Source organism: Caulobacter sp. Root343, from assembly GCF_001425745.1.
Lineage (GTDB): Bacteria > Pseudomonadota > Alphaproteobacteria > Caulobacterales > Caulobacteraceae > Caulobacter.
The window spans coordinates 433,314-454,016 of sequence record NZ_LMDF01000005.1 but is presented as its reverse complement, the minus strand read 5'-3'; the positions used below and the strand labels follow the sequence as shown (position 1 = coordinate 454,016).

The 20,703-nt window shown below is 68.5% G+C and carries 19 protein-coding genes and 1 pseudogene; 10 read left to right on the top strand and 10 right to left on the bottom strand.

The window, feature by feature from the left end; translation table 11 throughout:
• Positions 1 to 19: 19 nt before the first annotated feature.
• Complete coding sequence (locus ASC70_RS06215) at positions 20 to 889, top strand: hypothetical protein (RefSeq protein WP_056047625.1); 870 nt, start codon at positions 20 to 22, stop codon at positions 887 to 889.
• Between the two features lie 218 nt (positions 890 to 1,107).
• Here ASC70_RS06215 and ASC70_RS06210 read toward each other — a convergent pair whose 3' ends face one another.
• Entirely contained in the window at positions 1,108 to 1,758 is a 651-nt protein-coding gene (locus ASC70_RS06210) for a J domain-containing protein (RefSeq protein WP_047407816.1), read from the bottom strand.
• 58 nt (positions 1,759 to 1,816) lie between these two features.
• On the opposite strand from ASC70_RS06210, the gene ASC70_RS06205 reads away from it, so the two are divergent.
• Both ASC70_RS06205 and cdd read left to right on the top strand, forming a co-directional pair.
• Positions 1,817 to 2,089, top strand: a complete 273-nt coding sequence (locus ASC70_RS06205; protein WP_056047622.1) for a BolA family transcriptional regulator — start codon at positions 1,817 to 1,819, stop codon at positions 2,087 to 2,089.
• Positions 2,090 to 2,177: 88 nt separating this feature from the next.
• On the top strand, positions 2,178 to 2,606 hold the full coding sequence (gene cdd / locus ASC70_RS06200; RefSeq protein ID WP_047407813.1) for a cytidine deaminase: 429 nt from the start codon (positions 2,178 to 2,180) through the stop codon (positions 2,604 to 2,606).
• Between the two features lie 145 nt (positions 2,607 to 2,751).
• Here the strand turns inward: cdd and ASC70_RS06195 are convergent, their stop codons facing one another.
• From ASC70_RS06195 to ASC70_RS06170, 6 genes are all read right to left on the bottom strand, one after another.
• Entirely contained in the window at positions 2,752 to 6,024 is a 3,273-nt protein-coding gene (locus ASC70_RS06195) for a TonB-dependent receptor domain-containing protein (RefSeq protein ID WP_082539848.1), read from the bottom strand.
• A gap of 445 nt (positions 6,025 to 6,469) precedes the next feature.
• Positions 6,470 to 6,838 (bottom strand): response regulator, encoded by a 369-nt coding sequence (locus tag ASC70_RS06190; protein ID WP_047407811.1) that lies wholly within the window; start codon positions 6,836 to 6,838, stop codon positions 6,470 to 6,472.
• Between the two features lie 3 nt (positions 6,839 to 6,841).
• Positions 6,842 to 8,428, bottom strand: a complete 1,587-nt coding sequence (locus ASC70_RS06185) for an HWE histidine kinase domain-containing protein (protein ID WP_056047615.1) — start codon at positions 8,426 to 8,428, stop codon at positions 6,842 to 6,844.
• A gap of 103 nt (positions 8,429 to 8,531) precedes the next feature.
• On the bottom strand, positions 8,532 to 9,818 hold the full coding sequence (locus ASC70_RS06180) for an HlyC/CorC family transporter (RefSeq protein ID WP_056047612.1): 1,287 nt from the start codon (positions 9,816 to 9,818) through the stop codon (positions 8,532 to 8,534).
• Positions 9,819 to 9,956: 138 nt separating this feature from the next.
• Positions 9,957 to 11,069 (bottom strand): 3-dehydroquinate synthase, encoded by a 1,113-nt coding sequence (gene aroB / locus ASC70_RS06175; protein ID WP_056047610.1) that lies wholly within the window; start codon positions 11,067 to 11,069, stop codon positions 9,957 to 9,959.
• Positions 11,070 to 11,080: 11 nt separating this feature from the next.
• Positions 11,081 to 11,674, bottom strand: a complete 594-nt coding sequence (locus ASC70_RS06170; protein ID WP_056047606.1) for a shikimate kinase — start codon at positions 11,672 to 11,674, stop codon at positions 11,081 to 11,083.
• A gap of 60 nt (positions 11,675 to 11,734) precedes the next feature.
• Here ASC70_RS06170 and ASC70_RS06165 point away from each other — a divergent pair, with 60 nt between their 5' ends.
• The 3 genes from ASC70_RS06165 (at position 11,735) to ASC70_RS06155 (ending at position 14,502) form a co-directional block, all read left to right on the top strand.
• A complete protein-coding gene (locus ASC70_RS06165; protein WP_056047604.1) occupies positions 11,735 to 13,234 on the top strand; it encodes a hypothetical protein in 1,500 nt (499 codons plus the stop codon).
• Positions 13,231 to 14,166, top strand: coding sequence for a site-specific tyrosine recombinase XerD (locus ASC70_RS06160; RefSeq protein ID WP_056047601.1), 936 nt, complete (start codon positions 13,231 to 13,233; stop codon positions 14,164 to 14,166). The genes ASC70_RS06165 and ASC70_RS06160 overlap by 4 nt, the downstream gene beginning before the upstream one ends.
• Before the next feature lie 114 nt (positions 14,167 to 14,280).
• Positions 14,281 to 14,502 (top strand): alkylphosphonate utilization protein, encoded by a 222-nt coding sequence (locus tag ASC70_RS06155; RefSeq protein ID WP_047407795.1) that lies wholly within the window; start codon positions 14,281 to 14,283, stop codon positions 14,500 to 14,502.
• 14 nt (positions 14,503 to 14,516) lie between these two features.
• On the opposite strand, the pseudogene ASC70_RS25925 reads toward ASC70_RS06155, so the two are convergent.
• A pseudogene (locus ASC70_RS25925) lies at positions 14,517 to 14,579 on the bottom strand (hypothetical protein); the annotation flags it as partial.
• 83 nt (positions 14,580 to 14,662) lie between these two features.
• Positions 14,663 to 15,145: a VOC family protein gene (locus ASC70_RS06150; protein ID WP_047407793.1), complete on the bottom strand. Its 483-nt coding sequence runs from the start codon at positions 15,143 to 15,145 to the stop codon at positions 14,663 to 14,665.
• A 217-nt stretch (positions 15,146 to 15,362) separates the two neighbouring features.
• Between ASC70_RS06150 and ASC70_RS06145 the strand changes: the two genes are divergently transcribed.
• The 4 genes from ASC70_RS06145 to ASC70_RS06130 all read left to right on the top strand — a co-directional run bounded on the left by ASC70_RS06145 (position 15,363) and on the right by ASC70_RS06130 (position 20,098).
• Positions 15,363 to 16,364 (top strand): aldo/keto reductase, encoded by a 1,002-nt coding sequence (locus tag ASC70_RS06145; RefSeq protein ID WP_056047598.1) that lies wholly within the window; start codon positions 15,363 to 15,365, stop codon positions 16,362 to 16,364.
• A 350-nt stretch (positions 16,365 to 16,714) separates the two neighbouring features.
• Positions 16,715 to 17,692: a hypothetical protein gene (locus tag ASC70_RS06140; protein ID WP_056047596.1), complete on the top strand. Its 978-nt coding sequence runs from the start codon at positions 16,715 to 16,717 to the stop codon at positions 17,690 to 17,692.
• A 238-nt stretch (positions 17,693 to 17,930) separates the two neighbouring features.
• On the top strand, positions 17,931 to 18,965 hold the full coding sequence (locus ASC70_RS06135) for a mechanosensitive ion channel family protein (protein ID WP_056047593.1): 1,035 nt from the start codon (positions 17,931 to 17,933) through the stop codon (positions 18,963 to 18,965).
• 83 nt (positions 18,966 to 19,048) lie between these two features.
• Complete coding sequence (locus ASC70_RS06130) at positions 19,049 to 20,098, top strand: CoA ester lyase (protein WP_056047590.1); 1,050 nt, start codon at positions 19,049 to 19,051, stop codon at positions 20,096 to 20,098.
• Between the two features lie 130 nt (positions 20,099 to 20,228).
• Here ASC70_RS06130 and ASC70_RS06125 read toward each other — a convergent pair whose 3' ends face one another.
• Positions 20,229 to 20,654, bottom strand: coding sequence for an OsmC family protein (locus ASC70_RS06125; protein ID WP_056047587.1), 426 nt, complete (start codon positions 20,652 to 20,654; stop codon positions 20,229 to 20,231).
• Positions 20,655 to 20,703 lie beyond the last annotated feature (49 nt).

Genomic DNA, 20,703 nt, shown 5'->3' with positions numbered 1-20,703 from the left:
TACAGCCACGGGGGGCGTCATGGACCTGAGAGCATTTCTGGCCGCGCGGGCCACGGCGCCGACGCTCGACGACCAGACCGCCGCGGCGCTGGCGGCGGCGGTCTACAAGGATCCTGACACGGGTCTGAACCGGTTGGTCGGCGTCCAGGGCTGGAACATCTTGATCGAGGCCAACGAGGCCGGCGGCTACGACGCGACCGCCCTGCATCATCCGGCCAGCCGCAGCCTGGTTATCGCCAACCGAGGCACCGAGGGCTTTCGCTCCTTCGCGGACTGGTGGGCCAATGTTTCGGCGGCGCTGCTGCATGATCCCGACAGCCAGATCATTCCGGCGCTGGGCTTTCTGCGCCGGGCGGTCGACGCGTGCGTGGCCGCGGCGCTTCCGGCGGATCAGCTGCTGATCACCGGTCACTCCCTGGGCGGCGGGCTCGCCGACATCCAGGGCGCCCTCGCCAGGGCCGTGGCGCCCGCCGCGCCGGCCGCGATCCGTGTCGTCGGCGTGGCGTCAGCCGGTTTCGCCAACGCCGGGGCTGGCTATGCCTTTCGCAACGGCTTGGCCCTGGACCCGGCCGCGCCCGGCTTCATCAAGCACTATGTGCGCGAGCTGGATCCGGTGCCGCATCATCCGGCCCGATCGGTGTTCGGCCAGGATCACAAGATCGCCTCGGTTTGGCAGGCCCGGCGCGCCAAGCCGCCGCACGGCGACATCTGGGAATATACGACGGTCTACGACTTCCTGCGGAACCACGACTACAGGCTCTACTGCGAGTACCTGATGCTGGGGATGGATCATCACCTCTGGTATAGCCAGAAAGCCAAGGCCGTGACCGCCCGAGCCGGCGAATACCCGACCTGGGACCACACGTTCATCCAGCCGGACGACTACTAGGGCCATCGCCATTCACTGCGAACTGAATTTACCCGCCTTCCTGGGCCTTGCGCCCAGGGCCCAGGGTTCAGATTCAACGGAATTGAGGCAGAGTTCACAGTCGTTCGGCCGCGCGGACCCACGGCGCCCGCACTGGCCTCGAACATGGGTCCTGGGCGCAAGGCCCAGGAAGGCAGTGATATTTGTACCTGCCCCAGATGGATCGATTGGCCTTAGGCCTACACCATCCCCGACTTCTGCAGCGTCTTGTAGGCCTTGATGACCCGCTGCAGCTTGTGCTCGGCGCTGCGGTCGCCGCCGTTGGCGTCAGGGTGGCAGCGCTTGAGCAGCTCCTTGTACTTGGCCTTGATCGTCGGGCCGTCGACGCCGGCCTCCAGGTCGAGGTCGGCCAGGGCCTGGCGTTCCAGCTTGCCCAGGCGACGTTCCGCGGCCGAGCGTTCGGATTCGGCCTTGCGCTGCTGGGCGCGGAAGACGCCGAACGGATCGGCGAAGGCGCGGGCGTCGCGAGCGGCGGCGGCGGCGGCCTCGCGCGAATTGGCGTCGGCCTTGAAGCTCCAGGTCGGCCGGCCGCCGGTCTGGCGCTCCAGCTCCTGGGCGGCGCGGATCTGGGCCTCGCTCATGCCGGCGTAGAAGTTCCAGTTCTTGTTGTACTCGGCGGCGTGCTGCTGACAGAACCAGTAGTGCTGGTCCGGCATGTCGCGCGACTTCGGCGCCTTGGCCGATCCGGCCAGGCGACACTCGGGATGATCACAGCGTTTTTCGCCGGGCTTGAGGCCCAGGACGTCATGCACCGGGTCGTCCTCGCCCTTCTTGGGAGGGCGGACCCGGATATCGGTGAATTTAGGACGGTACTCGAACGGCCGGTTCATGGCGTCTAGAGTAAGCCCGCGCTAATTCCGTTCAAGGATTGACAAGCAAGAGACGCACATGGCCGCCGTCGCAGACACCATTCGCCGCAAACTTCAGGACGCTTTCTCGCCCACGCGGCTCGAGCTCGTGGACGACAGCGACCGCCACCATGGCCACGCCGGCCACACCGGTGCGGGGGAGAGCCATTTCAACCTCCGCATCGAGGCCGAAGCCTTTGCGGGCAAGGCCCGGGTGATGCGCCAGCGCATGGTGATGAAGGCCTTGGCCGAGGAGCTGGCGGGCCCTGTCCACGCCCTGTCGATCGTCGCCACGGCGCCCGGCGAAGGCTGAACCGACCGCCGATTTTGGGCTTGCCTTGGGGCGCTGCGGCTGATTGCCTCTCTCCCCGGCGCGATCCCGCCGGAGGGCAGGGAACAGCATGAGCGCCGACGTCACCATTCCATCCACTGATTCCCTCGAGCAGGACGCCGCGCGGGCGCTGCCGAGCCTGCTGGCGCGATCGTACGCCCGCTATTCGCGGTTCACGGTCGCCGCCGCGGTGATCGACGAGGAAGGCCGCGTCCACTACGGCGTCAATGTCGAGAACGCCGCCTATCCGGTCGGCACTTGCGCCGAGCAGACGGCGATCGGGGCGATGGTCACGGCTGGCGGCCGGCGCATCGACAAGGTGCTGATCGCCGCCGGCTCCGACGCGGTGGTCCAGCCCTGCGGCGCCTGTCGCCAGCGCATCGCCGAGTTCGCCGCCGAGACCTGCGAGATCGTCTCGGTGCAGGGCGGGGAGATGACCGAACGGATCGCCTTCTGGAGCCTGCTGCCGCACTCGTTCGGACCGCGCGACCTGGACTGAAGCGCCACGCCTTGTCGGAAATCAAAGACGCCGTCGCTGGCTCCAGCGGCGGCGTTCTTGTTGGCGGTCGCGCCGGGGAGGCAGGCAAAGAAAAAGGGGCGGTCCGAAGACCGCCCCTTCCCAGCGTCGACCCGAAGGTCTTGGCTTACATCTTGTAGTTGAAGCCCACGAAGAAGCGACGACCGAACAGGTCGAAGTTGTCCTGCGTGGTGTTGCCCAGCCAACGGTTCGGCTCTTCGTCGAACGCGTTGACCACGCCAGCGCGCATGATCAGGTGTTCGCGCGGCGCATACATGACGGTGAAGTCGTGCTGCACGAACGGCGTGGTCTTGTAGTAGCGCGGGTCGCGGTTGTCCGGATCGACCTTGGCGTCGTCGACGTCGTACGGACGCGTGCCGCCCAGCAGGGTCAGCCATTGCGAGGACTGCCAGTCGGCGTTCCAGGCGAGGCTGAGCTTGTCGTTCACTTCCCAGGTCAGCTTCGAGGCGAAGCGGACGCGCGGCAGGCCCAGGCCCGTCTCGAAGTCCGTGTGTTCGTCCGGGTTGCTGATGTTGGTGAAGTCATGCTGCTCGAACAGGTAGTTCCCGCTCAGCTTGTAGCTGATCCGACCCCAGTCCTTGCCGATGATGTTCTCGATATCGGTGTGGTACAGGAATTGGTAGTCGATGCCGCGGTTCATCGTCCGGGCGTAGTTCACCGACCCTTGGATGAAGTCGTTGATGCCATAGGCCGGCGTGATGCCCGAGGGCGTAGCGCCGATACGGCTCACGGTCGAGCAGATCCCGGCGTTCAGAACGTCACCGCTGACGCACTGGTTGGCCGCGACCTGGGCGGTGACCGAGGCGATCACGTCCTTGATGTCGATGTCATAGTAGTCGACGACGAAGGTCGCGTTCGGCCAGAAGCGCGGCGTGATGATCATCGACGCGGTGACCGAGAACGACTTCTCGGGCTTCAGGAACGGGTTGCCCGCGTTCTTGCCCTGAATACCGCTGGTGTAGATGATGTTGGTGCCGGACGGGATGCCCAGAGCGACGCAGTTCTTCTCGCGGTTCGCCTTGATCTTGGCGTCCGTGAGGTTGGTGATCACGCGGGCGTCGCAAGGATCGGTGAAGTTGTTGGCGAAGGTTTGCGTCGCCGGGCGGTAGGTTTCGCCCAGGGTCGGCGCGCGCACCGACTTACCCGACGTGGCCCGGAACATGATGTCCTGGATCGGACGCCAGATGGCGTTGAAGTTGTAGGTCTCCGTCACGCCGATCGTGGTGTAGTCGGAGTGGCGGTAGGCCGCGCCGATTTCCAGGTTCTTGGCGAGCGGCACGTCATGCAACAGCGGCAGGCGGAATTCGCCGAAGTATTCCTTCGTCTCGTACGAGGCGGGCGCGAAGTCCGGGCCCGTGTTCAAGAACAGCAGGCGATCGCCGGCCGAGCTGCTGCGGCCGATGGCCTGGGTTTCTTCCCGACGCCATTCGGCGCCCAGGGCGAGGCCGATGCGACCCGCGCCCCAGAAGTCCCACAGCTCGCCCGAGACGTAGGCCAGGGCGTCCTGTTGCTTGTTCTGCTCCTGGACGTTGATTTCGGCCGTGTAGTACTTCTGAGCGGCCGCCGAGGCGCCGCCCGGGCCGAAGACGCGCGAGGCGACGCAGTTGCTGACTTCCTCGTAGGCCTTGGTGCCCTTGGCGTAGTTGCCGCCCCGGTTCTGGTCGGGAATGGCCACGCCTTGCGCTTCCAGAAGCTTCACGCGGCAGACCACGTCGCCGGGCTTGCCGGCGACGACGCCGGCGGTGTCCACCACGGCGTCCACCGAGTTCTTGAAGCGGACGACGTCGACGCCGCGCTCGTAGTTCTTGTTCTCGAGCTTGCCGTAGGTGTAGCCCAGTTCGTAGGCCAGGTTGTGGACGAAGCCGAGGTCATCCTTGCTGCCGCGCAGGCCGACGACGTAGCGCTGCAGCTCCTTCTTGTTGAGCTGCGAGCGCAACGGGCCGAACAGGCTGTGGCGGGCGCGCACGTCGTTGATCGGCGCGGTCGTCGTGATCGCGCCGGTCGTCGCGTTGTAGGCGGTGATCGGCGTGCGGCTGTTGGCCAGGATGGCGCTGCGCACGTTCGACGGCAGGTAGGCGTTGTCCAGACCGATGTTGAACGCGCTGGTGCTGAACAGGCCGCCGACCGTACCGGCCGCCAGCGGCAGGATGCCGATGTCGAAGAAGGTCTGCTGGCCTTCGTCGAAGGTCGACTCCTTGACGTACTTGGCTTCGCTGAAGAGCTGGATGTCTTCGGTGATGTTGAAGTTCGCGCCGCCCTGGAAGCGATAGGCCTTGGAGCGGGGCAGGCGGCTGCCTTGGCTGAACTCGGTGTTCGGGTTCAGGCCGTCGCCGCCGACGTTGGTCAGGCGGGTGAAGCCGTTTTCGTCGCGGAACGTGCCGAACGACGGAGCGCGGCCGGCGCCGGCGTTGTCATAGATGAACGAGTTGAACGGCTCTTGCGAGAAGCAGTTCGCGCTCATCGGCGCGATCGACGTCGTACATTGCTGGAAGGGGATGTCCGGGTCGTTCGGGTTGGCCGACGGACGGGTCGACGAGGCCAGCACCGTGATGCCGCCGGCCGCGCCGAGCGACAGGCTGCGCGCGTCGTGGATCAGGATGTTGTCGAATTGACCGTCGGGCTGGTTGTTGGCCACATCGGTGTCGTTGTTCAGCAGGACCCAGGCCTTCTTGCGCCAGTCGACCTGACTGTCACGGACCTCGTCGCTCTTTTCGTATTCGGCCGAGCCGTAGACGTTGAGGCGGCCGTCGAAGAAGTTCTTGCCGGCCAGCGCCGAGATGCGCTTGTTCAGCTGGCCGTCCTGGTTGATCTGGGCGGCGGTGCCGTCGATTTCCAGGCCGTCGAAGTCCTTGCGCAGCACGAAGTTGACCACGCCCGAGACGGCGTCGGCGCCGTACAGGGCCGAGTTCGAGCCGGTGATGACTTCGACGTTCTGGATCAGCAGACGCGGAATGGTGTCGATGTCGACCTGCAGGCCGGCGCCGTTCGAGCCCACGTGGCGGCGACCGTCGACCAGCGTCAGGGTGCGCGAGGCGCCCAGGTCGCGCAGGTTCAGCACCGAGAGGCCGCCGTCGTTCAGGCCCGCGCCCGTGGTGTCTTCAGGCACCTGCGAACCCGACAGGGCCGGGATGTCGGCCAGCACGTCGATGACGCTGGCTTGGCCGGTCGCCACGACGTCGTCGCGGCTGACTTGGATCAGCGGGGTCGGGGAGTTGGTCGGGTCGCGGCGGATGCGCGATCCGGTGACCACGACTTCCTCGACGGACGTCGCTTCCGAACCGGTCGTCGGCGCGGTTTGCGCCAAGGTGATGGTCGGGGCGAAAGCCGCGAGGCTTCCCAGCATCGTCGTCGCCAGGAGAACCTTGGTTTTCAACGCCATGTTATTGTTGTCCTCAAAAGTACGCGCACCCGACACGCCAGCCGCGTGCGGGAGCAAAGAGGGCCATTCCTCAGCGGGGAACGTTAAAGCCTTTCGGCCGCGCTAGAAGCGATCATGGCCGAATTGGGTCAGGTTGGTGGCGAGACGTTACCGAAAAGTCACAATTTCAGCGCCGAAACGTCAAACTTGGAAAAATCTTGCCGAGTTTCCCTAGCGGCTACCCGGCCGACTCGCGGCGGATCGGGTTATTTCATGCCCGTGGCCGATCGGTGTTCGGCCACGGATTGCCGCCTTTGGCGCGAAAAACGGCCGAATACGCTCCGGCGAACGGCGTGAAAACGCCGCGCGCCTTGACCGTTGCCAAATCGGGAATGGTCGAATCTTGTGCAGCAATGCCGCCGCTTTGGGCGGCGCGCAGGCCTGGCCGCCTGATCGGGCCTCGGGATCAGGCGGTCTGGCCGACCAAGCCTTCCAGCACGCGGCGCAGGTCGGCCTCGCGGAAGGGCTTCTGCAGCACGGCCGCGCCCCTGTGGTCCTCGGTGAGGCCGGCTTCGCCGTAGCCGCTGGCGAAGGCGAAGGGCACGCCGCGGGCCTTCAGGGCGTCGGCGACCGGGAAGATCGGACGGCCGCCCAGATTGACGTCCAGCAGCGCCGCGTCGATTTCGGCGGAGCCCGCCAGGCGAAGCGCTTCCTCGATTTCGGCGGCCGGCCCGACGATGGAGCAGCCAAGATCGGTCAGCATGTCCTCGACCAGCATCGAGACCAACGCCTCGTCTTCGACGACCAGGACCTTGAGGGACGAAAGAGTCTTCATGTGTCAGGGCTCCAGCGCGCGCAGAGGCAACGCCATTTGGCAGACGAGGCCGGCGGCATCATAGGTCAGCTCGACCCCGCCGGATAGTTCAGCCGCGAGCCCGCGTTCCAGAAGGCGGGCGCCGAAGCCGCGACGAGCCGGCGGGGTCACGGGCGGACCGCCGCTTTCGGCCCAGGTCAGGCGTAGCAGATTCTGATCAGCGGTCCAGCTCACGGCCACGTGGCCGGTCGCCATCGATAGGGCGCCGTACTTGGCCGCGTTGGTGGCCAGTTCGTGGATGCCCATGCCCAGGGCGACAGCGGCCTTGGGATTGAGCCGTACGTCGAGGTCGTAGCTGAAGCTGACGCGATCCTCGCCGGCCATGGCGTGCAGCTCGACGTCGAACACCTCGCGCAGGCTGGCCCCGGCCCAGCTTTCGCGGGTCAACAGGTCGTGGGTCTGGGACAGGGCGACCAACCGGCTTTCGAAAGCCTCGCGGAAGAATTCGGGCGAAGCGCTGGAGCGCAGGGTCTGGGCGGCGATCGACTGCACCGTGGCCAGGCTGTTCTTGACCCGGTGGTTCAGCTCGTTGACCAGCAGCTTCTGGCGTTCTTCGGCCCGCTTGCGCTCGGTGATGTCCAGCGAGACGCCGGCCAGGCGCCGTGCGCCGCCGTCGTCGGCGGTCTGGGCCGCGCGGCCGCGCGCGTGCAGCCAGCGAAGATCGCCGTTCGGCAGCACGATGCGGTACTCGACGTCGTAGTCCGTTCCGTCGCGGATGGCGCTTTCGATCGCCGCCAGGACGCGCGGGCGGTCCTCGGCGTGGATCGTCGCGATCAGGTCCGCGAAGGTGAAGGTCTCGTCGGGCCGGCGACCATAGTTGGCCTTGCAGAGGTCGGAGGCCTCATAGGCCTTGGTGACGACATCCAGGTCCCAGGAGCCCATGCGGGCCGAATCGAGCGCGAACTTGAGGCGTTCCTCGGCCCGGCGGCGCTCGGCGAGCTCAGCCCGCGCGGCCGCGGCGCCGCGGATCGATCCGATCGTCACCGCCACCTGGGCGCCCAGGCCGACCAGCAGGGTCTCATCGCGGGCCGAGAAACGGCCGGGTTCGGGATGGCCGAAGAACAGCCCGCCCAGCACCTCGCCCTCGCGGGTGACGACCGGAACGGCCAGATAGCTGCGCACCGGCAGGTGGCCCTCGGGCATCCCGCGATGCGGCGCGTTGCGGCCATAACGCGGATCCTGGGTGATGTCGTCCGAGCGCACCGGCGCCACCCCGTCGAAGGTCGGGGCGAAGACCTCGGTCTTGCGCGGCGTCGGATAGCTGGAGAACGCCTCGGGCGGCGCTCCGGACAGCCGGTACAGGGTGTAGGACTCGCCGCCGGAATCGATGACGGTGTAGAAGAACGCCCCGAAGGCCGCGCCGGTGATCTCGCGGGCGCCGTCGATCACGACCTGGACCACCGCATCGATATCGACGCTGGAGGCGACCGCCTCGGTCACCCGCGCCAAGGCGTCGGACTTGCGGATTTCCTCGGCCAGGGCGGCCTCGAGCCGCGCATGGTCGTCAGCTTCGGCATCGCCGGGAAACTCGGTCTCAGCCAACCTGGCCAAAGCGCCCCTCCACCCTGGCCGCCCCTGGCCAGTAACGGGGCAAAACGCGGCTTCATCGATCCGGTTCCCGAAGGTCGGCTTCGGCGAGCCTGGCCCTACCCGTTCAGGGCTCGGCGCCGTCGTCCAGCGGGGCGCTGATCCGCAAGGCGGTGATCTGGTTCCTCTGCCGACGGAACACCTGGAAGCGGTGGCGGTGGAAGATGAAGGTCTGGCCGGGCTCGGGGATCATCTGCGCCTCGTGGATGACCAGGCCGGCGATCGTCACCGCCTCGCCCTCCGGCAGCCGCCAGTCCATGGCGCGGTTGAGGTCGCGGACCGTGACGTGGCCGTCGACATTGACCGAGCCGTCGGCCTGGCGGCGCACGCCCTCGACGCTGGTGTCGTGCTCGTCGTCGATCTCGCCGACGATCTCCTCGAGGATGTCCTCCAGCGTCACCAGGCCCTGCAGCGCGCCATACTCGTCGACCACCAGCGCGAAGTGGTTCTTGCGCTTCAGGAAGGCGTTGAGCTGGTCCTTGAGGTTGGTGGTGTCGGGGATGAACCACGGCTCGCGCACGATGGCGGCGATGTCCAGGCCCTCGACGCCCTCCTTGGCCTGGGCCAGGGCCTTCAGCAGGTCGCGGGCGTGCAGCACGCCGACGATATTGTCGGGCTCGTCGCGATAGAGCGGGATGCGGGTGTGCTGGGCCTCCAGCACCTCGTCGACCAGCTCGCGCGGCGGCAGGTCGGCGTCCAGCAGCACCATCGACTTGCGGTGGACCATGATCTCGGAGACGTCCATGTCCGACAGGTCCAGCACCCCGCCCAGCATCCGCCGGTCGCCGCTTTCGACCAGGCCCTCGGCGTGGTGGTAGTCGACCGCGCCACGGATCTCCTCGTGGGCGGCCAGCACGTCGACGGCCATGTCCAGTTTGACGCCGAAGATTCGCAGGGCCCGGCGGACGATCCACTGGATCACGTAGATCACCGGGCCGAACAGGCTGACGATGAACAGGGTCGGGGCCGAGAGGGCGCGGGCCACGTCGTCGGAGCGGACGATGGCCACGGTCTTGGGCAGCACCTCGGCGAAGACCAGGACAAGCACGGTCATGGCCGCGGTGGCGACGGCCACGCCCCACGGGCCGGGGATCAGGGTGGTCAGCACCTGGGTCGCCAGGGCCGAGGCCAGGATGTTGATCAGGTTGTTGCCCAGCAGCACCGCCCCGATCATCGTCTCCTGGTCGGACAGCAGCTTGTTGACCCGGCGGGCGGGCGCGTCGCCCTCGCGCTCCAGCTGGTGCATCCGCGCGCGGCTGGCCTTGGTCAGCGCCGTCTCGGCGGCCGAGAAGATCGCCGACAGGGTCAAGAGCGCGATGACGATGGGCGCGAGGCCGAGCAGGGCGGGCAGCATGGTGTTTCCCTTTTCTCCTCCCCCGCGATGCGGAGGAGGTGTCGGCGGAGCCGACGGAGGGGGCCATCTGGACACCCGCCGCGCTAGCCCCCTCCGGCCCTCCGGGCCACCTCCCCCGTGAACGGGGGAGGAGCTGGATCAGACCGCGCCTTCTTCCACCAGGAACGCCTTCAGCGCTTCCCGGTCCACGTCCTTGGCCACGAAAGCGTCCCCGATCCCCCGCACCAGGACGAAGGTGAGCTTGCCGCCCTCGGCCTTCTTGTCCTGGCCGCAGTGGGCGACCAGGGCGTCGGCGTTGAACGGTTCGGGGCGGACATCGCTCAGCAGGGTCGGCAGGCCGGCGGCCTTGATGGCGGCGCGGGCGCGGACGGCGTCCTGGCTGGAGCAGAGCCCGAGCTTGGCCGAGAAGCGGAACGCCTGGGCCATGCCCACGCCCACCGCTTCGCCGTGCTTCAACGCGTCGCCGAAGCCCATCTCGGCCTCGATCGCGTGGCCGAAGGTGTGGCCGAGGTTCAAGAGGGCGCGGCGGCCCGCCTCCTTCTCGTCCTCCTCGACGATCTCGGCCTTCATCTCGACCGAACGGCCGACGGCGCGGGCCAGGGCGTCGACGTCGCGCTCCAGCACGGCGTGGACGTTCTTCTCTAGCCACTCGAAGAAGGCGAGGTCGCCCAGCAGGCCGTACTTGATGATCTCGGCATAGCCGCAGGCCAGCTCGCGGGCGGGCAGGGTGCACAGCACGTCGAGGTCGGCCAGGACGAGGCGCGGCTGGTGGAAGGCGCCGATCAGGTTCTTGCCGCGCGGCGTGTCGATGGCGGTCTTGCCGCCGACCGAGCTGTCGACCTGGGCCAGCAGGGTGGTCGGCACCTGCACGAAGTCGATGCCGCGCTTGTAGATCGCCGCCGCGAAGCCGGCCAGGTCGCCCACGACGCCGCCGCCGAACGCCACGATCTGGTCGCCGCGCTCCAGTCCCAGGGCGAGCAGGCGGTCGGACAGGTCGGCCAAGCCCTCGAAGCTCTTGCTCTCCTCGCCGGGCGGGATGGTGATCACGTCGACGGCGATCCCGGCCCGCTCCAGCGACACCGAAAGCCGCTCGCCATGGTGCTCGCCGACATTGGCGTCGGTGACGATGGCCACGCGCTTGCGCTTGCCCAACACCGGAGCGACCCGCTCGCCGGCCTTGTCGATCAGGCCGGGGCCGATGACCACGTCATAGGCGCGATCGCCCAGGCCCACGGGGACGGTGCGGATCATGGGGATACTCCTTACGAGGTACGGCTGGCGCGTAGCGCCGTCAGGATGGCGTCGACCGCCACCCCGTGCGGCGTGTCGCCGGTCTCGACATGCACCTGGGCTTCCGCGTAGGCGGGATTGCGGACCTTGGCCAGCTCGGTCAGCACCTGGATCGGGTCCTTGCCCCGGACCAGCGGCCGGTTGTCCTTGCGCGAGACGCGGCGCGCCAGCAGCTCGACATCGGCCTTCAGCCAGACCGAGATCGCTTTCTCGTTGATCAGGGCCCGGGTCTCGGGATTGACGAACGCGCCGCCGCCGGTGGCCAGCACGTGCGGCGGCTCGTCCAGCAGGCGGCTGATCACCCGGCGCTCGCCATCGCGGAAGGCGGCCTCGCCCAGCTCGGCGAAGATCTCGGAAATCGAACGGCCGGCGGCGGCCTCGACCTCGTTGTCGGCGTCGCGGAACGGCAGCTCCAGCACGCCCGCCAGGCGCCGGCCGACGCTCGACTTGCCCACGCCCATCAGCCCGACCAGCACGATGGTCTTCTCGCGCAGCGGCGCGAGGTCCTCCCGCAGGCCAGGGGAGAGAGACGGGGCGGCGTCAGGGGTTTCGTCGGGCTCGGTCATGATGCGGTCGCGGGTTTACACGAGGCTTGGCCAAACCGCCAAGTTTGCGAGACTCTCGTGATGCGTCATAACCGGTCCATGGTCCCTTCGATGCGTTCTTCGCACGCGCTCGCGCTCGCTCTCGCCCTGCTGACGCCGGCTTTTGCCGCCGCCCAGGAGGAGGTCAAGGTCAAGAGCCTGGCCGCTCCCGACTACTTCTCCGGCCCCGTGGCCGACACCGGCATGGGCGCCGACCTCTGGAAGGACACCGCGCCCGACATCATGCGCGACGTGCTGCCCAAGCTGGCCGGCTCCAAGCCGCTGTCGCCGGCCTTCGCCGCCCTGGCGCGGCGCATGCTGTCGACCGGCGCCAACGGTCCCGCGGGCGTCGGCGACAATGTCGAGATGGGCGCGCAGCGGGGTCTGGCCCTGATCGCCCTGGGCGAGGCCAAGGGCGCCAACACGATCCTGGACCGCGCGACCGGCGCCCCCGGCAGCGCCGCCCTGTCGATGGCCTCGGCCGAGGCGGCCCTGATCGCCGGCGACGATGACAAGGCCTGCCGCGTCCAGGACGCCCTGACCGTCGATCGCGGCGCGGCCTACTGGCTGCGGCTGCGGGCCTTCTGCCAGATGAAGGCGGGGCAGGCCGACGCCGCCCAGCTGACTTTCCAACTGGTCCAGCAGCAGACCCCCAAAAAAGAAGGGGGGGAGGTCGATTACGCCCGGTTGATGGGCGCGGCCCTGGCCGGAACGGCGCCGGGCGCGGCCAGCCTGAAGAACGGCGTCAACTACGCTCTGTCACGCCGGCTGAACCTGGACATCCAGTCGGCCGCCGCCGTCGCCTCGGCCTCGCCGGCCCTGAAGCCGCTGATCAAGCCGCGCGGCGGCGACCTGTCCGGTGTCGCCCCGGGTGCGGACCTGACCGCCGCCGAGGCCTCCGATCTCGCCTTCCTGCGTCAGGCCAAGACGCTTCCGGCCTTCGTCGAGGCCGCCCAGGCCTCGGCCGCCTCGATCGCCGCCCTGGCCAGCGCCGGCGCGCCGCTGCAGGACCCGGTCCTGATGGCCCGCGCCGCCCTGGCCGCCGGCGACGTCGCCAGCGCCCGGACGATCCGCGGCCATCTGGTCCAGGACAGCATTCCGGGGGCCGGCGCCGCCGACCTGGCCATCCTCGACGCCCTGATCGCCGCCGCTTCCGGCAAGGTCGACAATCAGGTGCTGGGCGCCCTGGTGGCGCGCGGCGCTTCCGGCGGGAGCAAGTCGCCGGCCCAGGCCGCCGCCGTGCTGCTGGCCAGCCTGGGCGGGACGCTGGACGCCGACGCCCGCGCCCAGTTCGCGACCTTCGACCTCGGCAAGCCGGCCGCCTCGGCCGCGCGGATCCTGCTGGTCGAGGACGCCGGCGCCGCCAAGCGCAAAGGCGAGGCCGGGCTCCTGGCCCTGTCGATCGCCGTGGACGCCGGCGCGACCGGTCCGACGCCCGTCGACCGCGCCCGCATCGCCCACGCCCTGAACCGGGCCGGCCTTACCGCTGACGCCCGCGCCATCGTCGTCGAGGGGCTGCTGTCGCTCGCCTTCGTGAAATGAGCAGTAAGGGCGCCGGCTGGGTCGAAGCCTTCCTCGAGATGATGGCCGTCGAGCGCGCGGCCGCTCGCAACACCCTGACCGCGTACGGCAAGGACCTGCAGGACGCTCGAGGTTTCCTGGGCCGGTCGGGTCATGACCTCGACGACGCCGACGCCGAGACCGTCGAGGCCTATTTCCAGGAGCTCGGCGCGCGCGGCCTGTCGCCCGCCACCGCCGCCCGCCGCCGCTCGGCCGTGCGGCAGTTCTACCGCTTCGTGCTGGGCGAAGGCTGGCGCCAGGACGACCCGTCCCGTCGCGTCGCCGCCCCCAAGGCCGGCCGCCCGCTGCCCAAGGTGCTGGAGCGCGACGAGATCGAGCGGCTGCTCGCGGCCGCCACCGCGAAAGACGGCGCCCAAGGCCTGCGCCTGTCCTGCATCATCGAGCTGATCTACGCCTCGGGCCTGCGGATCTCCGAGCTCCTGGCCCTGCCGCTGTCGGCCCTGGCCCGCGACCCGGCCTTCCTGATCGTCAAGGGCAAGGGCGGCAAGGAACGGCTGGCCCCGCTGAACGGCGCGGCCCGTACGGCGGTGAAGGCCTATCTGGTCGAGCGGCCGGCGTTTTTTCCGAAGGGCGCGAAAGACAGCCCGTGGCTGTTTCCGTCGCGCAGCGCCGTCGGCCGCCTGACCGGCCGCCGCGTCGGCCAGTTGCTGGAGGACGCCGCCATCGCCGCCGGCATCGACCGCCAGAAGGTCAGCCCGCACGTCCTGCGCCACGCCTTCGCCACCCACCTGCTGGAAGGCGGCGCCGACCTCCGGGTCATCCAGACCCTGCTCGGTCACGCCGACATCGCCACGACCCAGATCTACACCCACGTGGCTGGCGAACACCTGGCCCAAGTGGTCCAGACCAAGCACCCGCTTGGAAAAGAGGGCGGGCGTCGCAAGAAGGGCTAGCGCTTGGCCTCGGCGCGAACGACGTCGCATTGACGGGCGGCGGGAAATGCTTAGGAAAAGCCCTACAAAGCTTAAGGGTTTGCCGCGCGGCCGACCCATTCACGAAAGCCCCTCATGTCCGAAGAAACCCGCGACGCCAACGGAACCCTGCTGGCCGACGGCGACACCGTCACCCTGATCAAGGACCTCAAGGTCAAGGGCTCGGGCGGCGTCACGCTCAAGCGCGGCACGGTGGTCAAGAAGATCCGCCTGACCGGCGATCCCGACGAGATCGAGGCCAATGTCGACAAGGTCAAGGGCCTGGTCCTGCGGACGGAGTTCGTGAAGAAGGCCTGAGGAGAGAGCGTCCTTCTCCTCCCTCTCTGGGGGAGGGGGACCGCCGAACGGCGGTGGAGGGGCCCTGTGCGGTTCAACCGCCCTACGCTACGCGACCCCCTCCGTCTCGATGCGTATTCGCATCGAGCCACCTCCCCCTAATGGGGAGGAGAAAAGCCCCCTACTTCCCCTCGAACGCCGCCTGGATCTTGGCGACGTCGATCTTCTGCATCCCCATCATCGCTTGGAACGCGCGGCCGGCGGCCTCCCGGTCGGGGCTGGTGGTCGCCTCGATCAGTTGGCGGGGCGTGACCTGCCAGGACAGGCCGAACCGGTCCTTCAGCCAGCCGCACTGGGACTCCTGCCCGCCATCGGCGGTGAGGCTGTTCCAGTAGTGGTCGACCTCGGCCTGACCATCGCAGTCGATGACGAACGAAAAGGCCTCGTCCAGCTTGAACGTCGGGCCGGCGTTCAGGGCGGTGACCTTCTGGCCGTCCAACTCGAACGCCACGGTCATCACCTTGCCGGGCTTGCCGCCGCCGGGGGCTTCGCCGGGATAGTAGGCGACCGAGGTGACCTTCGAGTTCGGGAAGATCGAGACGTAGAAGTTCGCGGCCTCCTCGGCCTGGTTGTCGAACCACAGGAACGGGGTGATCTTGGACATGAGGGTTCTCCTTCGCCGGCCGCGCGGGCCTGTCGACCCAAGGACGGTGGACCGAACGCCATTCCGACATCCACCCCGAATTTCCTGCGAACCGCGATTGCTGAATTCGGCTCATCAGAGCAGTGAAGATCTCGGCCTTATCCCGCGCGGCCGAGAACCCATCTTCGAACGGCCGGCGGCAGGGTCGCCGCGCCCAATCCGCATCAAGGAGCATCCCATGAAGACGCGCAAACTCGGCGACGGCCTCGAAGTCTCGGCCATCGGTCTCGGCTGCATGGGCATGAACCAGGTCTATGGCACGGCCCTGGAAAAGGCCGACGCGTTCAAGGTGCTGGCCCGGGCGGTCGAGCTGGGCGTGACCTTCTTCGACACCGCCGAGATCTACGGCCCGTTCCTGAACGAGGAGCTGGTCGGCGAGGGCCTGAAGCCCTTCCGCGACAAGGTGGTGATCGCCACCAAGTTCGGCTTCGACATCGGTCCGGCCAGCGAGGGCCAGGGCTATAGCCGCATGCGCGGCGTCAACAGCCGCCCCGAGCACATTCGTGAGGTCGCCGAGGCCTCGCTGAAGCGCCTGGGCGTCGAGGTCATCGACCTGTTCTACCAGCACCGCGTCGACCCCAGCGTGCCGATCGAGGACGTCGCCGGGACGGTCAAGGACCTGATCGCCGAGGGCAAGGTCAAGCACTTCGGCCTCTCGGAAGCCGGCGCCGGCACGATCCGCAAGGCCCACGCCGTCCAGCCGGTCGCGGCCTTGCAGAGCGAGTATTCGCTGTGGTTCCGCGATCTGGAGGCCGAGATCCTGCCGACCCTGCGCGAGCTCGGGATCGGCCTGGTGCCCTACAGCCCGCTGGGCCGGGGCTTCCTGACCGGGGCGGTCCGGCCCGAGACCTTGGCCGACAACGACTTCCGCCGCGGCCTGCCGCGCTTCCAAGGCGAGGCCCTGACCAAGAACCTCAGCCTCGTCGACGCCCTCGTTGAGATCGCCGGCGAGAAGGGGATCACCCCCGCTCAACTGGCCCTGGCCTGGCTGCTGAACCAGGGGCCGGACATCGCCCCGATCCCCGGCACCACCAAGATCCACCGCCTGGAGGAAAACGTCGGCGCCGTCGACGTGACCCTGTCGGCCGGGGAGCTGTCGCGCATCGCCGCCGCCGTGCCGGAAACGGCCATCGAGGGCGAGCGCTACAGCGAGGCCGGTTTGGCCATGGTCGGGCGGTAGTCTTCCTTCTCCCCTTGCGGGAGAAGGTGTCAGCGAAGCTGACGGATGAGGGGTCGATAGTCCTGTCGGCTTGGCGCCCGGCCTATCCGCTGTCGCGGCGGATCCGATCTTCGACCCCTCACCCGGCCCTTCGGGCCACCCTCTCCCGCAAGGGGAGAGGGGTTACGAACGCTTCCCATTCGATTCCCCGATTGGCGCCCCTGAAATTCCCGGGACTGGCGCCTGTCGCGGCGAAGTCTTGCCTCTCATCTAAAGGCTGCTGACAGAATCCGGTCGTCGATCCGCAAGTTTCGGGCGGCGGCGCGTCAGAAGGCGGCCTAAGGCGCAATGACGCCGTCCCGGGAGGATCCATGAGTTCGAACATTCGCCGCGCCGCCCTGGCCGCGGCCGCCCTCTCGGCCTTGGCCGGCCCGGCGCTCGCCAATCCCGAAGCGCCCCAGCGCCAGGGCCTCGACGAGGCCTGGTGGACCGGGCCGCTGCTGGCGTCGGGCGCCTCGACCCTGCCCAAGGGCCACATCCTGTTCGAGCCTTATCTGTACGACGCCAAGCCGTACGGAAGCTTCGACGCCGACGGCAAGCGCCGTAGCGCCCCGGACGCCGACAACATCGGCTCGTCGGCCTACATGCTGTACGGCGTCACCGACACCCTGACGGCCGGCTTCATCCCGCACCTGGGCTATCGCCGGGCCGGCGGGCGCTGGAGCCAGGGCCTCGGCATCGGCGATCTGACCGCCCAGGCCCAGTACCGCCTGACCCAGTACAAGCCCGGTGGTCACGTCCCGACGATCTCGGTGATGCTGCAGGAGAACCTGCCGGTCGGCCGCCACGACGGCCTGGACGATCGTCCCAACGACGGCTTCGGCAGCGGGGCCTGGGCCACGACGGTCGGCGTCAACTCGCAGTACTATTTCTGGACGCCGAACGGCCGGATCCTGCGCACGCGGCTGAACGTCCAGTACACCCGCTCGGACAACGCCAAACTCAGGGGCGCCAGCGTCTACGGCACGCCGACCGGCTTCACGGGCAAGGCCCAGCCGGGTGACAGCTTCCTGGTCAACCTGGCCTTCGAGTACAGCATCACCCGCAATTGGGTCGCGGCCATGGACCTGGCCTGGCAGCGCGACGACTCGACCAAGGTGACCGGGATGCTGGGCGGCGGCGGCTTCGAGCGCCGCTACCCGGTCAGCAAGGCGCTGATCCTGGCCCCGGCGGTGGAGTACAACTTCAACAGCCAGGTCGGCGTGATCGTCGGCGCGCGGATCGTGCCGGCGGGCCGGAACGTGACCGCCTCGGTGACGCCGGCGATCGCGGTGAACTACGTGCGGTGATGGGCGCAATCTATCCGTCTCCTCTCTACCGACCTCCCCGGCGAACGCCGGGGCCCAGGTCGAACCCAGGCGAAGGAACTTTTGAGCTCGGTGACGGGCGAGCCCACCCAAACCGCTCAGGATTGATCTGGGCCCCGGCGTTCGCCGGGGAGGTCGGATGAAGGAAAGCTCGATCTGCGTTTCGCTTCGCCGCTCCGCCCCTTGATCCCCGCCATCCAATCCCCCCACACTCCGCCCCATGGCCGGCAACCCGCTCCGCACGCTCGATTCCTTCGAACTCCTGAAGCTGGGCAAGGCCTCGGTGACGGTCGGCGGGCTGGCGGCCGGGATCCTGATCGTCGTCGTCGCCATCGTCGCCGCGCGCCTGACCTCGGCCGGCCTGCGCAAGCTGCGCGAGCGGGCGGCCGGCAACGCGGCGTCGCTGTACATCGTCGAGAAGGTCGCCACCTACGGCCTGGTGACGATCGGCGTGGTGGCGGGCCTGTCGACCATGGGCGTCGACCTGACCTCGCTGACCGTGTTCGCCGGCGCCCTGGGCGTCGGCGTCGGCCTCGGCTTGCAGGGCATCATCAAGGACTTCGCGTCGGGGGTCAGCCTAGTGTTCGAGCGGCTGGTGGCGGTCGGCGACTTCGTCGAGCTGCCCAACGGCGGCCGGGGCGTGGTCCACGAGATTGGCCCGCGCGCCACCCGCATCCGCACCAATGACAGCACCGACATCGTGGTGCCCAACTCGGTGCTGGTGAACGACCAGGTGATCAACTGGACCCTGCGCAACACCAACCGCCGCTTCCGGGTGCCGTTCGTCACCGCCTTCGGGGCCGACAAGGACAAGGTGCGCGAGGCGGTGCTGAAGGCCGCCAAGGCCGCGCCGTTCACCTCGCCCGACGACGCCACCCGCCGGGCCCAGGTCTGGCTGGTCGGCTATGGCGAGAGCGCGCTGAAGTTCGAACTGATCGTCTGGCCGACGGTCGAGGCGGTGCGCCGCCCGGCGGCGATCTTCGCGGCCTATACCTGGCTGATCGACGACGCCCTGCGGGGGGCCAAGATCGAGATCCCCTATCCGCAGCGGGACATCCGCGTGCGCGGCCTGTTCGGCGAGGAGGGCGAGGACGCCCTGACCAGCCTCAAGCTGGAACCCGCCGCCCGCCGCCGCAAGGCCAAGGCGATCAAGGCTGGCTCCAGCAACGACGCCGCCGACGACCTCGAGCGCGAGGATCCGGAGGAGCTGCCCAAGCCGTCCCCATCCGCCGCGCCGGACAAGACTGAACGCTGATAACCTGCGTCGCTTGACGTCCATGCCGCGCCGCCGCATGGTTCTCGCAATTGCGAAATAAGAACCAGTTCGGGGAGTGATCGATGAAGACGCCGCGCGGCTTTTTCAAACCCTTGGCCATCGGCGCGCCGACGCCGTACCGCGAGCCGCCCGCCCGCGTGGAGCGGATGATCCACTTCGTGCCGCCGCACCTGGAGAAGGTCCGCGCCAAGGTCGCCGAGATCGCCCCGACCGTCGACGTGATCCTGGCCAACCTGGAAGACGCCATCCCCGCCGACGCCAAGGGCGCGGCCCTGGCCGGCCTGATCGCCATGTCGCGCGAGGTGGATTTCAAGGCGCTGGGCGTCGGCTTCTGGACGCGGATCAACTGCCTGAACTCGCCCTGGCACCTGGACGAGGTCGCCACCATCGTCGAGAAGGCCGGCGACAAGGTCGACGTGATCATGGTCCCCAAGGTCGAGGGGCCGTGGGACATCTTCTACATGGACCAGCTCCTGGCCTCGCTGGAGGCCAAGCACGGCGTCACCCGGCCGATCCTGCTGCACGCCATCCTGGAGACGGCCGAGGGGGTGATGAACGTCGAGGCCATCGCCGGCGCCAGCCCGCGGATGCAGGGGATTTCGCTTGGTCCGGCCGACCTCGCGGCCAGCCGCGCCATGAAGACCACCCGGGTCGGCGGCGGCCATCCTGGCTACCGCGTCATAGAAGATCCGCATGCGGACGGTTCGCCCCGCGCCTCGGTGCAGCAGGACCTCTGGCACTACACCTTCGCCAAGATGGTCGACGCCTGCGCCGCCCACGGCGTCAAGCCGTTCTACGGCCCGTTCGGCGCGATCGACGACCCGGTCGCCTGCGAGCAGCAGTTCCGCAACGCCTTCCTGATGGGCTGCGCCGGCGCCTGGAGCCTGCACCCCAGCCAGATCGCCATCGCCAAGGCGGTGTTCAGCCCGGCCCCGGACGAGGTCGCCTTCGCCCGCAAGATCCTGGAGGCCATGCCCGACGGCACGGGCGTGGCGATGATCGACGGCAAGATGCAGGACGACGCCACCTGGAAACAGGCCAAGGTGATGGTCGACTGCGCGCGCCAGATCGCGGCGAAGGATGCGGAGTATCGGGCGTTGTACGGGTTTTAGGTCACTTGCCCCCTCCGCGCCTTCGGCGCTCCTCCCCCGGAGGGGGAAGAAGGACCTTCCGCCCCCTCCGGGGGCGGACGACCTCGCGGAGCGAGGTCAGGTGGGGGCCTGCTGAGGTCGGCGCTTAAGCTCAGTCCCCGCCCACCGTGGTCACCACCCGCGCGCCGGCCGTCAGCAGCTTGTGGATCGGGCATTTCTCGGCGATTTCGAACAGGCGCTCGCGCTGCTCCTCGTTGAGGTTGCCCTCGATGGTGATCGTCCGCTCGAAGCGTTCGTGCGGGATCTGGTCGGCGTCGAAGTGCGAGAACACCTCGACGTGCATGGCGCTGATGTCCCAGCCCTTCTGGTTGGCGTAGAGCCGCAGGGTCATGCTGGTGCAGGCCGCCAGGCCGGCGGCGACCAGCTCGTGCGGATCCGGCCCCAGGTCGAGGCCGCCCTGCGCCACCGAGATGTCGGCGACGATGGTCGAGGGGCCGGCCGTGACGAAGGTCTGCAGGCCGCCGTGGCCGCTGTCGTCGGCGGTGGCGAATGGGCGAGTGGCGAGCGTCTCGGTCATGGCGGGATCTCTTGAATCGGAGCTGTGAACTGGCGCTTGGTAGCACCCG

Excerpts from the sequence above, each read along its gene's own strand:
- ASC70_RS06215 (WP_056047625.1), top strand. The coding sequence starts at position 20 with ATGGACCTGAGAGCATTTCTGGCCGCGCGGGCCACGGCGCCGACGCTC.
- ASC70_RS06210 (WP_047407816.1), bottom strand. The coding sequence starts at position 1,758 with ATGAACCGGCCGTTCGAGTACCGTCCTAAATTCACCGATATCCGGGTC.
- ASC70_RS06205 (WP_056047622.1), top strand. The coding sequence starts at position 1,817 with ATGGCCGCCGTCGCAGACACCATTCGCCGCAAACTTCAGGACGCTTTC.
- cdd (WP_047407813.1), top strand. The coding sequence starts at position 2,178 with ATGAGCGCCGACGTCACCATTCCATCCACTGATTCCCTCGAGCAGGAC.
- ASC70_RS06195 (WP_082539848.1), bottom strand. The coding sequence starts at position 6,024 with ATGGCGTTGAAAACCAAGGTTCTCCTGGCGACGACGATGCTGGGAAGC.
- ASC70_RS06190 (WP_047407811.1), bottom strand. The coding sequence starts at position 6,838 with ATGAAGACTCTTTCGTCCCTCAAGGTCCTGGTCGTCGAAGACGAGGCG.
- ASC70_RS06180 (WP_056047612.1), bottom strand. The coding sequence starts at position 9,818 with ATGCTGCCCGCCCTGCTCGGCCTCGCGCCCATCGTCATCGCGCTCTTG.
- aroB (WP_056047610.1), bottom strand. The coding sequence starts at position 11,069 with ATGATCCGCACCGTCCCCGTGGGCCTGGGCGATCGCGCCTATGACGTG.
- ASC70_RS06170 (WP_056047606.1), bottom strand. The coding sequence starts at position 11,674 with ATGACCGAGCCCGACGAAACCCCTGACGCCGCCCCGTCTCTCTCCCCT.
- ASC70_RS06165 (WP_056047604.1), top strand. The coding sequence starts at position 11,735 with ATGCGTCATAACCGGTCCATGGTCCCTTCGATGCGTTCTTCGCACGCG.
- ASC70_RS06160 (WP_056047601.1), top strand. The coding sequence starts at position 13,231 with ATGAGCAGTAAGGGCGCCGGCTGGGTCGAAGCCTTCCTCGAGATGATG.
- ASC70_RS06155 (WP_047407795.1), top strand. The coding sequence starts at position 14,281 with ATGTCCGAAGAAACCCGCGACGCCAACGGAACCCTGCTGGCCGACGGC.
- ASC70_RS06150 (WP_047407793.1), bottom strand. The coding sequence starts at position 15,145 with ATGTCCAAGATCACCCCGTTCCTGTGGTTCGACAACCAGGCCGAGGAG.
- ASC70_RS06145 (WP_056047598.1), top strand. The coding sequence starts at position 15,363 with ATGAAGACGCGCAAACTCGGCGACGGCCTCGAAGTCTCGGCCATCGGT.
- ASC70_RS06140 (WP_056047596.1), top strand. The coding sequence starts at position 16,715 with ATGAGTTCGAACATTCGCCGCGCCGCCCTGGCCGCGGCCGCCCTCTCG.
- ASC70_RS06135 (WP_056047593.1), top strand. The coding sequence starts at position 17,931 with ATGGCCGGCAACCCGCTCCGCACGCTCGATTCCTTCGAACTCCTGAAG.
- ASC70_RS06130 (WP_056047590.1), top strand. The coding sequence starts at position 19,049 with ATGAAGACGCCGCGCGGCTTTTTCAAACCCTTGGCCATCGGCGCGCCG.
- ASC70_RS06125 (WP_056047587.1), bottom strand. The coding sequence starts at position 20,654 with ATGACCGAGACGCTCGCCACTCGCCCATTCGCCACCGCCGACGACAGC.